This window comes from Microcoleus sp. B6-A1, assembly GCF_036705085.1.
GTDB lineage: Bacteria > Cyanobacteriota > Cyanobacteriia > Cyanobacteriales > Microcoleaceae > Microcoleus.
Genome location: NZ_JAUBTU010000011.1, coordinates 20,970 through 37,850, shown reverse-complemented (window position 1 = coordinate 37,850; position 16,881 = coordinate 20,970). Strand labels below are relative to the sequence as shown.

Below are 16,881 nucleotides of genomic sequence, written 5' to 3'. Positions count from 1 at the left end.
GTAGCATTAGCAACAATATGCAGTAGATTGACATCGCCTTTGGCAAAATTTTATACTGCATTCAAGAGGGAAATTCTTATCTTGAGAATGTTGATGGCCCCATTGAACTAACAGATATAAATACCATCAGTGGCTGTGATTTTTTGGTAACTGTGCAGTCGGCATTGCTTGATACACTATCCTATTTTGTCAAGATTCAGAGATGGTGGTTTTCTCAGATACCTGCAGGGGCGCGATCGCGCGAATCACCGTCGTGGACGTGCGAATGAGGGGAGAAACCCTGTTTTTCAAGCGATATCCCTCGCCCTCACTTGTCGTATGTTCCTGAAAAAACCTGCTTGAGGCGTCCACTGTTTGAAAAAATAGGTTTCCCAATCGTGCTACAGAACATAGAGTTTCACCAATATAAATTTAATTAGCTGCCTGAGTTTTAAATTTGTTAATAAAAGGCGATCGCCTGAAAAAATTCCCAAAAGAGACTGCCACTGCGGGGCAGAGTATATGTAGCGTTCCTGCCCAATTCCTGTCTAAGTAATTACCGTAACAAAACTTCAGCAGAAATTATCAAATCACCCTATAAAGATCAAAGGAATACTCAAGGTGGATCGGCCTATATCGTGCAAACTTTGACTCCTAAGCAGTAGCAGCAGCTTCGTGATATGTATCAAACGATTTCGCCTACAAAAAATTGGATGTTATGAAAGCATAATTTTTCCTAAGTTGGCAATTCCAGATGACAATCGGTGTGATCTTGGGGGCCCGGCCGCCGATGCTTGTAGCGATATGTGGGCCAGTTTTCATGCAGCTAAAATTATGCGATCGCCAGCAAAACCCAACCTAGAATTAAAAGCAGATGGCTGAACGGAAAGCATCTTCCTGTGGGAAGATATGAAGGTTAGATTATTGCACAGCATCAGTCAAGAACCCAGTTCGGATATTCCGGCTGCTGAAGAATGGATTAGTTTCACAGTCAGCGATACTGGAATTGGAATGAATACAGAGCAAATTGAGAGAGTATTTCAAGGTTTTACGCAAGCGGACGAGTCTACTACTCGCCGTTACGGCGGTACGGGTTTGGGATGGGCAATCGCCCAGAAATTCTGTGTGATGATGGGGGGAGATATTAGTCGGGAGAACGAGTTGGAAAAACTGTCAATTTTTACTGTATAATTGCCGACGATATTCGCTGAAAAAGCAGCTAGTTAAAGAGGATTTGCCAACCAATAATTGCCAGGGCTAAATCTGCGATCGCGTGGCTGATATAACTCGACCACAGCGAACGGTAAGTCAGATAAGAATGCGACCAAATTATCCCGGCGGCGAAGACAGCTAAGGAACCTAAGATCACAGCCGGCCAGTCGCTGTAAGCTGCTATTACAAAAATGTGGTGGAGCGTGAAAAATAGCGAGCTCAGAAATATTGCTTTTGTTCCCGGTATGAGAATCTGGCACTTGTTGCAGACAAACCACCGCCAAGTAAATTCTTCGATTAATGAGTTAACTAGCACAAAATATGCTTCAACAATTAAGTAAATATTAGGGCTGCTAATACCTAATTGGTGCGATTTTTGTTTAGCAACTACAGGATCGATCCAGTGCTGGCCGAAAAGCCGATAGATACCTAGAATCATCGCAAACATGAATATTCCCCAAATAGCTCCTGCCAGCAATTCTTGGCGCTTGGGCAGGGATAAATGCAGCTTTTTGCGATCGACAAAAACAGACCACGCGATCGGAAAAACTAGCAACCAAACTTGACAAAAGACTGACAGTGTTTGTCCCCAGCTTCCAGGGGCAATATACAAGGCTGCTACTATACCAATACTAGCAGCAGGGACAAGCAGTGTTAGAGCCAATAGTGCTGTTTTGCGATCGCCCATATCCAGCATTTTGCACGCTTCCTTTAAAAATAGGATTGAGATCAAAGGAAAAAGCTTGGTGGCGGCGGACAAGTTATACCACTTTCAATAAACAATGCAACTGTATGCCCAAATTCCCAACCCTTATGCAGTCAGTCATTCTCAATTTTTTAATCTAAAATGTAAAATGGTATGAGTTTTGTACAGTTTACAAAAGTTGCGCTTATTTGTTGCCACAAAAATATGCAGTTGCACAAAATTGAAGACTCCGCCGCTAAAGCTGTTCCAGTTGTAACAAAATCTTTATTCAAGCACAATTTGAGAATCTATTTGCATTTGCCGCTCCAAATACCATATTATAATCTAATCCCTAGTAGCTGTGTATTTTGGCTGAATGACGATCGCAATTGACTTTGGAACTAGCAACACCGTCGTCGCTCGCTGGAATCAAGTCCTCCAGCAGCCCGAAACTTTAAAATTACCGGGATTGTCGGCAATCTCGGCTCAAAATCCGCCCCTAATTCCCAGTTTACTCTACGTTGAGGACGCTGCTCAAAGTAAAGTCATACTCGGTCAGCAAGTCCGCGACAAAGGCCGGGATTTGAGTGGAGATTCTCGGTTTTTTCGCAATTTTAAGCGGGGAATTGGCACTTCTGTTCAGGGTTTTGTGCCGGAACTTGACGGACAACTTATTACTTTTGAACAAGTAGGTGAGTGGTATTTGAGTCAAATTGTGAACTCAATTCGCGAACTGCCCTTGCCGATCGATTCTTTGATTTTTACTGTGCCGGTAGATAGTTTTGAAGCTTACCGCCATTGGTTGGGCAAAGTGTCACAATCTCTGCAAGTAGAACAGGTGCGGATGTTGGATGAACCTACGGCGGCTGCTTTGGGTTACGGTTTAGCCGATCGCGAAAATCTGTTAGTCATTGATTTCGGGGGTGGCACTCTAGACCTTTCTTTAGTGCGTTTGGACGCTTCCGCCGACAAAAAGCCCCTCGGTTTTATTCTTAAGTGGGGCGAAAAGTTATTAGCTGAATCTTCAGCGCAAAAAACAAAAGTTGCCCGCGTTTTGGCTAAAGCCGGACAAAATTTAGGCGGTTCTGATATTGATAATTGGCTTGTTGACTATTTTTTCAAAACAAAAGGGCTGGCAAAATCTCCGATTACAACGAGATTGGCAGAACGGTTAAAGATTCAGTTGTCTTTGGTGAATCAGGCAGTTGAGGTTTATTTTGATGACGAAAATTTTGAGAGTTACGAATTAGAATTAGACCGAACTCGTTTTGAATCTATCCTCGCGGAACATCAATTTTTTGACAAACTCGACGACTGCATGAATCAAGTATTGCAGCAAGCGCGGCGCCAAGGCTTAGAAATTGGCGATATCGATGCAGTTTTGCTAGTTGGCGGTACTGTGCAAATTCCCGCTGTCGGGCGTTGGGTGCAGCAATATTTCGAGCCGGCCAAAATTCGCTGCGACAAACCCTTTGAGGCGATCGCCCAAGGTGCTCTGCAACTGAGTCAAGGCATAGAAATCAAAGATTTTCTCTATCACAGTTACGGAATTCGCTACTGGAACCGCCGCGACAATTGCCACAGTTGGCACAGTTTAATCAAATCCGGCCAGTCCTATCCGATGAGCGAACCGGTAGAATTAGTCTTGGGGGCTTCTTTAGAAAATCAGCCAAGTATAGAATTAATTATCGGCGAATTGGGAGCGGAAACTGGTGGCACGGAGATATATTTTGACGGCGACAGGCTAATTACTCGCCAACTCGCGGGCCAAACATCGGTACAGCCTCTAAATGATAAAGAAGGAGCCCGCAGTATCGCTCAATTGACGCCGCCTGGGTATCCAGGGAGCGATCGCATAAAAGTTTTGTTCCGCGTTGACGAACAGCGCTTTTTACGCATTACGGTGGAAGATTTGCTGACAAATGAAACTTTGTTAGAGGATAAACCAGTGGTGCAGCTAAGTTAAGCATTCCTGAACGCATAGGAGCTCAGAAACCGGGTTTTTTAGGAAAATCATTCGTTGCAGCCCGCCGATTAAGTGAAAAACCCGGTTTCTTTGATGGAGTGTGTCCAAGACTAAAATTATTAAAAGCAGATGAACTACAAACTAGAATGTCCACTCTCTCCAGAACTAGAAAAGTATCGCGACAGAATCGAAGCTACCATTAAACCTTACATCGAAATTCAAACCCAGAATAATGATGACGTTAATTGGTGGCAGAGTAAATTTGGGGGATTGCCCTATTTACCTAAAGGCTTTGAATATCCCAAAACTTGTGACGGTAAATATTTATTTTTGCTAGCGCAACTCAACTTTGATGAAATACCGCCTTTAGATGGTTTTCCCGATCGGGGTATCTTACAGTTCTATATAGCTGACGATGACCTATATGGTTTAGATTTCGGCAATTACGCCAATGTAGATAATCCCGCAGTCGAGCAAAAAATCAAAATAATCTATTTTCCTCAGCCAGACTTCCAAGTTGAAAATATCATTACCAATTATGATTTTTTGCCAGAACCCGAATACTTTCCTGTTGATGGCTGTTGCAGCTTGCAGTTTACTAAAAAATATGCGCCGATTAGTACCAGTGACTACCAATTTACAGAAATTTTAGGCGCGGAAATTGAAGAGTTATTTATGAGCTCTGAAATAGAGGATGAGTACCTAGACATATGGCCTTCCTTTGGTCATAAAATAGGTGGTTATCCTGATTTTACACAAACCGACGTAAGAAAATATAGGAGTAACTCCACTCAAAAACAAAAGCCAGACATTCTTCTATTCCAAATGGATACCGATTGCAATGAGACAGTAGATATCATGTGGGGAGACGGTGGTATAGGTAATTTTTTTATTGATGAATCAGCACTCCGGGAATTAGAGTTTAGTAAGGTTTTCTACAATTGGGATTGTGGTTGAAGGCAGCAGTTAAGCAAGTACGCGTAAAAAACCAGTCCTAGACGCACTACGACCAAAGAAACCGGGTTTTTTACTCAATCTAAGGGCTGTACCAAAGTATTTCCCAAAAAAACCCGGTTTCTGACCATCGGTGCATAAGTTCTAATAATGTTCGACTATGCCCCATGCCCGATGCCCAATTCCCAATTCCCTAAACCTGAGATTTGTGCACAACCACAGGTGTTCCCACCGAGGCCCATTCAAATAGCCATTTAGCGTGATTGACAGCTACATTTGTGCAGCCGTGAGTAACGGGATTGCCAAACAAATTGTGCCAGTAAGCGCCGTGAATTGCCATGCCTCCGTCGTAATACATTGTATAGGGAACGTCGGGTACGTCGTAGTCCGGCCCAGTCATTCTAGTAACGCGGTGTTTGGTTTCAACGGCAAAGGTTCCCGTGCGGGTGGGAGTCGATGATTTGCCGCTGGAAATAATCACCGCGTAAACAGGTGTATTTCCTTCCCAAGCTATTAATCTTTGTCTTGACAAATCTATTTCAATCCAGCGTTCGCTGGATTGCTGCAACAGCATAATTTTATTGGCAATTATGTTGTGCTGTTCGCTGGCAAATGCGGTCATTGAACCGCCGCAGAATGTAGCAAAAGTGAGGGCGCAGCCGGCACAGAAAGTTCCAGCGCGACGGAAGTAAGTTGAGTTAATAATCCTGTTCATTTCTCACACCTCGTACTATTTTAGATTTTAGATTTTAGATTGGCTTGTCCTATTTTAGATTGTAGATTTGAAAAGTTGGATTGGGAAACAGGGCTTAACAAGTTCTTAAATTTTGGGCGAGAGTTTGGGCAATTTGGACGATCGCGCGCCAATCGCGATTTTCCACTAAGTGTTTAGGAAATAAGTCTCCGGCTAAACCAACGGCGATCGCCCCGGCGTCAATAAATACTTTCGCATTTTCCAGCGTCACCCCGCCAGTGGGAATTAAAGGAATGTGTCCCAGGGGGCCTTGCAGGCTTTTCAGGTAAGCCGCGCCTCCCAAAGCCGATATCGGAAATACTTTAACGCAGGTAGCGCCTGCTTGCCACGCGGTTACAATTTCCGTGGGAGAAAAAGCACCGGGGACGATCGGCACTCCGGCGTCAACTGCTGTTTTAATCATAGTTAAATCGGTGTGCGGTGTAAATAGAAATTGAGCGCCGCAGTCGATTGCTTGTTGCAACTCTTCTAAGTTTAATAAAGTGCCGGTGCCAATACTAAAAGTAGGGAATTTAGACCGGAGTTCGGCAATTAATTCAGCGGCTTTGTGGGTGTTCCAAGTAATTTCAATAAACTGGATTCCTCCGGCTGCTACCGATGATGCCATCTGCCAAGCAAGTTCCTTTTCTGAGGAACGGATGACTGCGATCGCCCGGTGTTTTTTTAGTTGTGTCAACCAAGATTGATGATTCATGCAATTTTAGATTTTAGATTTTAGATTTTAGATTTGGGAAGGCTCCCAAATTGTAAACTCATATCATTGTGAGTCGCCTATAATTTTAATACAGCTTACTAACTTCGATATATGGCAATTTACAATATGCACGGCGTTCAAATTTTAACTGACAAGTTAGGTAAAAAACTGCTGCAATTGTTGACCTCAAAGAACACAGAGATTTTTGGGCGGACGTGCTGGCTGAAGGTGGCGAACCGATCGACTTTCAGTTCTTAGTTGACTCTCAAGGCTAAAAAGTCGCGGTGCTGCTTGACTTCGAGTACCCAGGCGAACTTTGGGAGGATGTTTACGACTGTGTGATTATTGAATCTCGAAAAGATGAACCAAGAGTTCCCTGGGAAGAATTTAAGCGCTAGCTGCTGGAAAAAGGTATGCTGAATGTCTGATATCATGTCCGATCGATTGACCATAATATCCCGGCCGGGCGGGTTTTTGAGATTGTCAATTATTGGCCGATATTATTGGTGAACCCGCCCCTACCTGATTTCGGGCGAAGCGACCGGACATAATATCATTCTTTAGATTTAATCTAAAATCCAAAATTTAAAATCTAAAATCGATCGATCGCACTCATAAAAAAATCGGGGCGATTCCAGACAATCCCAGAATCACCCCAATTATTGATTTCAAACTTTAGATTTAATCTAAAATCCAAAATCCAAAATCCAAAATTGATTAGGCGATCGTCGCCATTTTCACATCGCTATTAGCTAACAAATTTTGCAATTCATCCGCATCCACAGTTTCCTTTTCAACTAGCATATCTGCCAAAGCATTAAGGACATGGCGGTTGCCAACGAGTACATCTTTAGCGCGACGGTAAGCTTGTTCTACCAACAAACGCACTTCATCGTCGATCGTCGCTGCGGTTTCTTCCGAGAAATCCCGTTCAGCCATGATATCGCGACCCATGAACATATTGCCTTGTTGGCGACCGAGAGCTACAGGGCCTAGCCGATCGCTCATTCCGAAGCGAGTCACCATTTGGCGCGCTACTCTTGCCACTTGCTGCAAGTCGTTCGACGCCCCAGTCGTTACTTCTTCTTCGCCGAAGACAATTTCTTCAGCAATGCGGCCGCCCAAAGCTACCGCCATTTGATTTTGCAAGTAAGACCGAGAATACAAGCCAGAATCCATCCGATCTTCGCTGGGTGTGAACCAAGTCAAACCGCCAGCGCGGCCGCGGGGGATAATGCTAATTTTCTGCACGGGGTCATAATCGGGCATCAGCGCGCCGACTAAAGCGTGACCGGCTTCGTGGTAAGCTACCAAAGTTTTGCGCTTTTCGCTCATCACGCGGTCTTTCTTTTCTGGGCCAGCGAGCACGCGGTCGATCGCGTCGTTGACTTCATCCATTGAGACTTCGGTCAAGTTGCGACGGGCGGCTAAAATTGCTGCTTCGTTGAGTAGGTTGGACAAATCCGCACCGGTGAAACCGGGTGTCCGGCGGGCGATTTTTTCCAAGTCCACGTCTTTTGACAAAGTTTTGCCGCGGGCGTGAACGTTGAGAATTTCTAGGCGGCCTCCGAAGTCGGGGCGATCCACTACAACTTGGCGATCGAAGCGACCCGGACGCAGCAGCGCCGCATCGAGTACATCGGGGCGGTTCGTGGCAGCAATCAGAATGATGCCAGTATTGCCCTCAAAGCCGTCCATTTCTGTCAGCAACTGGTTCAGGGTTTGTTCCCGTTCGTCGTTACCACCGCCCAAACCAGCGCCCCGCTGGCGACCTACGGCGTCAATTTCATCGATAAATACGATACAAGGAGCGTTCGATTTAGCTTGTTCAAACAAGTCGCGGACGCGGGAAGCACCGACACCCACAAACATTTCCACAAATTCTGAGCCGGAAATCGAGAAGAAGGGAACGCCTGCTTCTCCAGCAACTGCTTTTGCGAGCAGGGTTTTGCCAGTTCCGGGAGGGCCCACCAGCAGTACGCCTTTGGGGATTTTTGCTCCGACTGCGGTGAACCGGTCTGCATTTTTCAGGAAGTCCACGACTTCTGCGAGCTCTAGCTTGGCTTGTTCGATGCCGGCCACGTCGCCGAAAGTCACCTGAGTTTGTGGCTCCATTTGGACTCTAGCTTTGGATTTGCCGAAGTTCATGGCTTGGTTGCCGGGCCCGTTTTGCGCGCGCCGCACCAGGAAAAACAGTCCCACCAAGAGCAAGATCGGGAAGAACAGGCTGCTGAGGGCTTTTACCCAGAAGCCTTCGTCGCTTTGGGGCAGAACTGAAATATCTACGTTATTTTTGGTCAGGATGTTGATCAGTTCTGGGTCGTTTGGCAGGTTAACGAGTACCTTGTTGCCGTCCTGGGCTGTGACCAGGGCTTTGCTGCGATCGGAACTGATATTTATTTTGTCTACTCTCTTGCCTTCGACTTCCTGAATGAATTGACTGTACTTCCAAACTTCGCGGCTTGGGGGCTGTTTGTCAAAAAAAGCCGTTGCTAAGGCAATGACTACAATAGCCAGCAGTGCGTACAGGCCAGCGTTTCTCCACCGTTTATTCACCGAGGTCGATCCTCCTAATTTTTAGTCCCTGTGATTTGGGAATTTTTATTTATGTTCATCAATCTTAACGTAATTGTAACTTGTTTTTGTGTGGTGAGGAATCCCGGCCATGCTGCGGCGGTCTCAGGTGAGGTCGTGGAATTGACCTCGTGGGCTGTAACCAGTACACTCTAAAATGGAATTTGTCAATGTCTAGATGAGTAAGGGCGATCGGGTTAATCCCTTTTTCGGTTAAACTCATATCTTGCACCATTATCAAGAACAGGCCGGAGATCCCGTTCCACAAGAGATAAATTTTTTTGTGGAACAGGCCGGAGAGCCTGTTCATAAAAAGCTGATTGAGCATGATGCAACATCTCAGTTAAATAGTCCTGGACGCAGAAACCGATTTTTTTAACGGAAATACTGCATTTGAGTCTTTAGCAGTTGTAAACAATCCGATTTATTTGGTATTTATGCGTAAGTTATATTAGACTGTTAAAGTGAAGCTGGACTGACCTATCAACCAAGTTTATTTGCCAAAAAGAGTTATTTAATAATTTTAACAACAGAGGTATCTATGCCAAGTCTTTCAGTTTGTATGATTGTACAAAACGCCGAAAAAACTCTCGCGATCGCCTTGACATCCTTGGCAAATGCTTATGATGAACTCATTATCGTTGATGGTGGTAGTACGGATAAGACTTGTGAAATAGCCGCTCAATATGGAGCAAGAATTATTCACTCTCCGTGGCAAGGGAATCACTCTCAACAGCGAAATATTTACCTACAAGAAGTTAAAACAGACTGGGTATTTGTAATTGATTCCGATGAATTTATAGATCAAAAAACTTTAGACTTCCTACAGCAGTTAAAATTAAATGGGAGTACCGCAAAAACAGATAACTTTTGGATTACTCGTAAATGGATTAGCCCCTTTAGCAAAAATCATTATGTATCAAGCCCTCCCCATTATCCTGACTGGCAGCGCCGGATATTTAGATATAACCAGTCTCTAACTTATAGCGGTCAGATTCACGAAATCATTCACGGGCTCACGAAACCGGGCGAAACATTGTTAGACTTATGCGTGTATCATTTAGACTTATTAATTAAAAGTGAATCGCAGAGGCAAGAAAAGGTTCGCATCTATAGCTCAGTAAATGAGAAAGATGGAATGCCCCATTTTTATTTGCCAGATATTAGGCAGCTAACTATAGACCGATGGAATCATCAATCTCTCCTTTCTCAAGTTAAGAATTTACTATATCATATGCCCCTGAAATGCAAAGTTTGCGAAGCCGATTCCCATCATTTTGCCCAGGGTAAAGTTCTGGGAAAATATGATGTAGATTATTTTCAATGTTCAAACTGCGGATTTATTCAAACTGAGGAACCCTACTGGTTAGACGAAGCTTATTCTCAGCCAATAGCTAGCAGTGATGTAGGCTTAGCGTTCAGAAATTTGTCATTTTCACAAATAACCAAAAATTTATTATTTAACTTCTTTAATCATCAAGCAAGATTTCTCGACTACGGCGGTGGCTATGGTCTATTTGTCAGGCTGATGAGAGATGCGGGATTTGACTTTTACTGGCTAGACAAGTTTTGTCAAAATATATTTGCTCAAGGATTTGAGATTGATGCAGCCGCAAATAACCAATTTGAATTAGTCACGGCATTTGAAGTATTTGAGCATCTGGTTCACCCCATAGATGAGCTGGAAGAATTGTTAAAGATTTCCCGAAATATTTTACTGAGTACAGAATTGCTGCCACAAAGCAATCCTAAACCTAATGAATGGTGGTACTATGTGCTTCACGAAGGTCAGCACGTTTCTCTTTATACAGCTAAATCTCTTTCAATCCTTGCTGCCAAGTTTAATCTCAACTTCTACTCAAATGGTTCGTCTCTTCATTTACTAACAGAAAAACACTTGCCGGAAGATTTATTTGAGCAATTGGCAAAAGGAGAATTAGCGGCGGTTAATAAGGAGTCGTTTTTACCGAAAGACTTCTTAAAAGCTTCTAGAAAAATTACTAATATTCAACAAGAAGCAAAGATACCGCCTTCTGAAATAGAAGAGGATGGTGACTCGCGAAGCGGGTTAACAATACTGGTTGATGGTGTATTTTTTCAACATAATAATACAGGCATTGCTCGCGTTTGGAAATCCCTCTGGCAAGAATGGGCTAATACGAACTTTGCTCAAAATATTATCATTTTAGATCGAAACGGAACTGCCCCAAAATTTCCCGGTATCCGTTATCGAACTATTCCCCTTTACGATTATGGTAATACCGATCGCGATCGCGCTATGCTCCAACAAATCTGCGATGAAGAAAAAGCCGATTTATTTATTTCTACTTATTATACAACGCCTTTGTCAACGCGATCGGTATTCATGGCCTACGACATGATCCCAGAGTTGATGGGACAAAATATTGGTCATTCCGAGTGGAGAGAAAAGCATTGCGGTATCCGCCACGCCTCTGCTTACATCACCATTTCCGAAAATACAGCCCGCGATTTAATTAAGGTTTTTCCGCAGATTTCTTCAAATTCTATCGCTGTAGCGCACTGTGGCATTGATGCCAATTTTTCGCCAGCCGATAGAGAAGAAGTTTCAGGCTTTAAGTCAAAATACAGCATTACCAAGCCCTATTTTCTTTTGGTAGGCGAAAGAGTAGGCTGGCATGGTTACAAGAACGGAATATTATTCTTCAAAGCCTTTTCTCAACTTACCAACAAGTTTGACTTTGATATAGTCTGTGCAGGTGGCAAACCTATATTAGAACCAGAGTTGAAATTGTACTGTTCTGGGAATACTGTCCACACGCTGCAACTAAGCGACAGCGAACTGAGATCTGCTTATTCTGGTGCTTCAGTGTTAGTTTATCCGTCGAAATATGAAGGCTTTGGGTTGCCAGTCCTTGAGGCAATGGCTTGCGGTTGTCCAGTCATCACCTGTCCAAACGGTTCGATTCCTGAAGTAGCAGGACAAGCAGCGGTTTATGTAAACGGGGATGATGTTATTGGGCTTGTCAATGCTTTGCGGGAAATACAGCAGCCCGCTGTCCGCAACTCATTAATTGCGGCGGGTTTAGAGCAAGCTAAGAAGTTTTCTTGGTCGAAAATGGCTGCAATTGTTAGCTCAGCTTTGGTTCAAGTAGCTGAGCACGCACATTCGGAGAATGCTTCCGTTCAACAGCCAACTGATGCAGCCTTGCAGGGGGAATTAGGGAATGGTGAGAACTCGCAGCCTCTCCCCTCCGCTTTTAAAGTATCTGCGATCGTTTCTACTTACAATTCGGAAAATTTTATCCGCGGCTGCTTGCAAGACTTGGTAGAGCAAACTCTGTACAAACAAGGTCAACTCGAAATCATAGTGATTGACAGCGGTTCCCAAGAAAATGAACAGTCTGTTGTGCGGGAATTTCAAGCGAAATATCCGAATATTGTGTACGATCGCACTTCTGAGCGCGAAACACTATATGCAGCCTGGAATCGAGGCATTAAGATGTCGCGCGGAGCTTACATGACTAATGCTAATACCGATGACAGACACCGCCCCGATGCCCTAGAATTCATGGCGAAATACTTGGACGAAAAAGCCGAAGTAAGTCTGCTTTATGCTGACCAATTAATCACCAGCACAGCTAACGATACTTTTGCAAAAACCCAAGCAGAAAAGCGCTGGAAGTGGCCAGCATTTGACTACAGCGAACTCGAACGGCGCTGCATTATTGGCCCTCAGCCGATGTGGAGAAAATCGCTGCACGAAAAACACGGCTATTTCCGAAGCGAATTTACGGCGGCTGGCGATTACGAATTTTGGCTGCGGATTGGCAAAACCGAAAATATTGTGCACCTGCCAGAAATTCTCGGCTTGTACTACGAAAATCAACAAGGTTTGCAACATTCATCGCCAATATCGTACCAAGAAACTCGGCAAATATGGGATGAATATGGAATCACTCGCCGAGGTGTAAAACCAGCCACTACATTACCTGTTTCACTCTCTCCATCACAGCTAAATGCCATGCCCTACCGCACCTCCGCAGAAACACTCGTCAGCGTAATCATTCCCTGCTACAATCACGCAACTTTACTCAGAGAAGCTGTTGAAAGTGTTGTCAGTCAAACTTATCCAAACTGGGAGTGCATAATTGTCAATGATGGCAGCACTGATGATACCCGTAACTTCGCCAATTATTTAATTAAACTGTATCCTCAAAAATCGCTTCGCCTCATAGATAAACCCAACACGGGACCCGCTGATTCGAGAAATGTTGGCGTTCAGCACTCATCAGGAAAGTTTATTTTATTCCTAGATGCTGATGATAAACTTCATCCCAAATTTCTAGAGGAGTGCGTGGAAATTTTATTAGCCAAACCCAAGGTTGGTTTTGTCTATACAGATGTGCAGCACTTCGGAGTAAACTGCGATTTAGTTGTTCACGGTGACTTTGATGCCAATCGGTTTTTGAGAGACAATCAAGCCCCTGCTACTTCCCTATTTAGAAGGGAGATTTACGAGCAAGTAGGTGGCTTGAAAAAAGTGATGAAGCTGGGATGCGAAGATTGGGAATTTTGGGTGTCTGCCTATGAAAAAGGCTGGTTAGGCGATCGATTACCTAAGCCTTATCTCTATTACAGGCAGCACGGCGACGGCTCTAGCAGAACCCAAAAAATGGCTGGCGATCGCCCAAAATTAGAATTAATGAGAGCCACAATTATTCACCTCCACTCTCAACTTTACAAACCCGAAGAAGTGCGTTGGTCACAGCAGATTTTGCAGCAACACGGCAATTTAATTGCTAACGAATTAGTTGAATTAAACAAACCCGAACAATTTTTAACTTTGCTGTCCCAATATGTGGGAGAGTATCAAAAAGACCAAGCTAATGAAGTAAACCTCGCTAACCTCCGCCAATCCCGGCAGCAACTTGCCAATTATTGGCTGAATCTGCCTGCTGAACAACTGGCAAATGCCTATGGCGGTGATGCAGGTAAGGCGCAGCAGCTACTGCTCAACAGTAACATCAAAGATGAAGCGGTGACAGATGCCGAAAAGACTGTTATCGATCGACTAGCGGCACATCTCTCCCAGGGAGTTAAAAATCCCAAAGATATTAACTACCTACTAGCAGCCTCTCTCTATCGTCGTGCTGACCAGTTACTGCTGAACTATGAAAAGGCAGCTATACCTAATTGGTTTGTCAACGACTATCTCAAATTTATGTTTGCTGCGCCTACTCTCTTTCAAGAAATAGGAGAAGCTGACAATTATTGCCGGTATGTGCAGGGATGGGTCAGTTATTTGCATAGCAATATATTCAAGAACCCAAACTCAAAAGTCTGGCAGGACATCGCTTGGTTTTTTACCCAAAGTGCTAACTTTATTCCTCTGTACTTCAATAGTAAAAATCTCAAGGATATATACACAAAGCGGGCAGATATTATTGAATATGCCATGAAAAATCGTGGCGCTGCGATTGATTGCATTTTTCCGGCTAGACCTGCAAACAGGCAGAAAATTCGCCTCGGTGTCCTGACTAAACATTTTGGGGCGATGACGGAAACTTTCGCCACGTTACCCGCTTTTGAATATCTGAATAGAGAGCAATTTGAAATTTTTTTATACGCTCTCAATCTCGACGGGAATAAACTCGAACAGTATTGTCAGAGTCGCGCTGACAGACTTGTTAAACTGTCTAATGACTTGCCAAGTCAAGTTCAGACAATCCGCGCTGATGACTTAGATATTCTGCTGATTGCTACCAATATTACTGCGGTTACTCATCCGATTAGTTTACTAGCATTGCATCGATTGGCGCGGGTACAAACTACCTGTTTTAATTCTCCCATTACCACAGGAATGCGACACATTGACTATTACATTGCTGGTAAGTTGATGGAACCTGCAACTGAAGGACAAGAGCATTATCGCGAGGAATTAGCAACTATTGACGGGCCTGGGTGCTGTTTTAGCTATACCCTCGAACCTTACACTCCTAACGTTAATTTCACCCCAAATAGTATCGGCATTTCCGAGGAATCGGTTGTCTTTATTTCGAGTGCAAATTTGTATAAGCTAGTGCCGGAGTTAAGGGAAACATGGGCAAAAATTATGGCGGCTGTTCCTAATTCTGTGCTGTTTTTAATGCCCTTCGGCCCTAGCTGGACTAATCATTATCCTGGGGGGGCTTTTGTGAATAATATGAAAGCCGTTTTTGCTAAGTATGGCATTGAGAGTAATCGTTTGCGGGTGTTGAAGAGTTTTCCTAACCGTGCGGATGTTAAAGAAGTTTTGAAGTTGGGAGATGTTTATTTGGATTCCTATCCCTATGCGGGGACTACTTCGCTTGTAGATCCGTTAGAGGTGGGGATCCCAACTGTGGTTAGGGATGGTGATACTTTGCGATCGAGAATGGGGGCCGCTGTGTTACGATCGCTCTCTATGCCGGATTTAATTGCCAATAGCGAAGCATCTTACATTCAGCTAGCCGTTACCCTCGGCACTAACCCGCAATTGCGGCAGCAAAAACGGCAGGAAATTCAGCAAAAAATGCAAGCTAATCCGGCTTGTTTTGACAGTGTGGCATATTCTGGGGCGATCGGCAAATTATTCCAAGAACTCTTTGGCAACTGGCAAACCAGCCACCTGGAAGCATCGCGCAACTTACAGGATAGCATTCCCAAGCAGCCAGATTTTGACGAGATTCTCTCGAACAACGTCCAGCTTTACCAACGAAACTCCTCAAACATCTCAGCCATATCCGAACTGCGTCAAATCCGCAAACAAATCGCTGATTTTTGGCTGAACGTTCCCACCGAAAATCTCGAAACCGCCTACAGAAGTGCGCCCGGTAACAGCTATCAAATCCTGCTCAAGAGCGGCTTTCAACGTCAAGCGATGATAGAAAGCGAACAAATATTTTTGCAGCAATTAACCCAGATTAGCAAAGGATTAGTGCATCCCAAAGCTGTCAACGCCTTGCTCGCGGCGATGCTGTATTTCCCAGCGGAAACCATGCGAATTCCCGACGCTCGCAACCGTTTGCCGCACTGGTTAATTGGGGATTACGAACAAGTTTTTGAGACAGAATCTGCCGTCAATTCTGAGTCAACTTCTGACTTGCTAGCTAAATACATTCAATCGCCACAATTTGCGAATCAACTGTTAGGATGCGTCAATCTTTACCGCATCGATCCGTCAGACGAATCGGTTGTTTTGGAACTCCGCCAAATCCGAAAACAAATGGCTGATTTTTGGCTGAGTGTTCCTTCAGAAAAACTGGCAACTTTTTATCAAGGAGAGGTTCGCAAGGGATATCAAGCAATACTTAGCTGCGGCTTGCAAGCAGAATCCATGACTGAAGCCGAACAGCAGTTTTTGCAGAAATTGACCGACATTAGTAAAGGGTTGGTGCATCCTCAAGCTATCAATGCTCTGCTGGGTGCGATGCTGTATTTTGTGCCGGGAAAAATGCGGGTTCCCGATGCTCGCACCCGCTTGCCGCAGTGGTTGCTTGAAGATTACGAAAAGGTGTTTGAAAGCGCATTTGCGACAACAGAACCAACACTTGTCAAACAAGATTATCTGCCGCAGTTTCTCAATCAATTAACTGCTGCCGTCAATCTTTATGAAATCGACCCGACGGCTGAATTGGTAATAGCAGATTTGCGGCATATTCGCAAGCAAATTGCCGATTTGTGGCTGAGCGTTGCCGGCGAACAAGTAGAAGTTTTGTACCGGAGCGATTTTGGTAAGGGTTACAAAGCAATGCTGGGCAGCGGGTTTATTAACGAGCCGCTGCATGAGAGCGATCGCGAGTTTTTTAAATCGTTGGTTGTTGAGTTGAGTAAAGGGTTTGGAGCGCCTAAAGCTGTAAATAATTTGTTGGCGGCGATGCTGTATTGTCGCCCTGGACAGTTGCGGGTTCAGGATGCGAATACTTGTTTGCCTCCGTGGTTGTTGGAGGATTACGAGCAGTTGGTTGGGGGTGCGGTTAAGGTGGCTGTGAAGTAAACGAAGGTAATTTGTTATCGGCTCAATAATTCGGGGCGGACTACCCACTCAGGAGCGATTTTGCGTC

General features: G+C 44.4%; 9 protein-coding genes. 5 read left to right on the top strand and 4 right to left on the bottom strand.

Going from position 1 to position 16,881, the window contains the following annotated elements; all coding sequences use genetic code 11:
- The first annotated feature begins 888 nt into the window (after positions 1–888).
- A complete protein-coding gene (locus QUB11_RS05995) occupies positions 889–1,170 on the top strand; it encodes an ATP-binding protein (protein ID WP_445300756.1) in 282 nt (93 codons plus the stop codon).
- Between the two features lie 28 nt (positions 1,171–1,198).
- On the opposite strand, the gene QUB11_RS05990 is transcribed toward QUB11_RS05995, so the two are convergent.
- Complete coding sequence (locus tag QUB11_RS05990; protein ID WP_333201525.1) at positions 1,199–1,888, bottom strand: CPBP family intramembrane glutamic endopeptidase; 690 nt, start codon at positions 1,886–1,888, stop codon at positions 1,199–1,201.
- Positions 1,889–2,252: 364 nt separating this feature from the next.
- Here QUB11_RS05990 and QUB11_RS05985 point away from each other — a divergent pair, with 364 nt between their 5' ends.
- Together QUB11_RS05985 and QUB11_RS05980 are read left to right on the top strand one after the other, a co-directional pair.
- Entirely contained in the window at positions 2,253–3,842 is a 1,590-nt protein-coding gene (locus QUB11_RS05985; protein ID WP_333201523.1) for an Hsp70 family protein, read from the top strand.
- A 129-nt stretch (positions 3,843–3,971) separates the two neighbouring features.
- A complete protein-coding gene (locus QUB11_RS05980; protein WP_333201521.1) occupies positions 3,972–4,799 on the top strand; it encodes a YwqG family protein in 828 nt (275 codons plus the stop codon).
- Between the two features lie 190 nt (positions 4,800–4,989).
- Here QUB11_RS05980 and QUB11_RS05975 read toward each other — a convergent pair whose 3' ends face one another.
- Both QUB11_RS05975 and QUB11_RS05970 read right to left on the bottom strand, forming a co-directional pair.
- Positions 4,990–5,511 carry a L,D-transpeptidase gene (locus QUB11_RS05975; RefSeq protein WP_333201519.1) on the bottom strand — a complete coding sequence of 174 codons (522 nt, stop codon included), beginning with the start codon at positions 5,509–5,511 and terminating at the stop codon, positions 4,990–4,992.
- A 94-nt stretch (positions 5,512–5,605) separates the two neighbouring features.
- Positions 5,606–6,244 carry a bifunctional 4-hydroxy-2-oxoglutarate aldolase/2-dehydro-3-deoxy-phosphogluconate aldolase gene (locus tag QUB11_RS05970; RefSeq protein WP_333201517.1) on the bottom strand — a complete coding sequence of 213 codons (639 nt, stop codon included), beginning with the start codon at positions 6,242–6,244 and terminating at the stop codon, positions 5,606–5,608.
- A gap of 111 nt (positions 6,245–6,355) precedes the next feature.
- On the opposite strand from QUB11_RS05970, the gene QUB11_RS05965 reads away from it, so the two are divergent.
- On the top strand, positions 6,356–6,502 hold the full coding sequence (locus QUB11_RS05965) for a hypothetical protein (protein WP_333201515.1): 147 nt from the start codon (positions 6,356–6,358) through the stop codon (positions 6,500–6,502).
- Between the two features lie 459 nt (positions 6,503–6,961).
- Here QUB11_RS05965 and ftsH3 read toward each other — a convergent pair whose 3' ends face one another.
- Positions 6,962–8,800, bottom strand: a complete 1,839-nt coding sequence (gene ftsH3 / locus QUB11_RS05960; protein WP_006633639.1) for an ATP-dependent zinc metalloprotease FtsH3 — start codon at positions 8,798–8,800, stop codon at positions 6,962–6,964.
- A 580-nt stretch (positions 8,801–9,380) separates the two neighbouring features.
- Between ftsH3 and QUB11_RS05955 the strand changes: the two genes are divergently transcribed.
- Positions 9,381–16,814 (top strand): glycosyltransferase, encoded by a 7,434-nt coding sequence (locus tag QUB11_RS05955; protein ID WP_333201513.1) that lies wholly within the window; start codon positions 9,381–9,383, stop codon positions 16,812–16,814.
- Positions 16,815–16,881 lie beyond the last annotated feature (67 nt).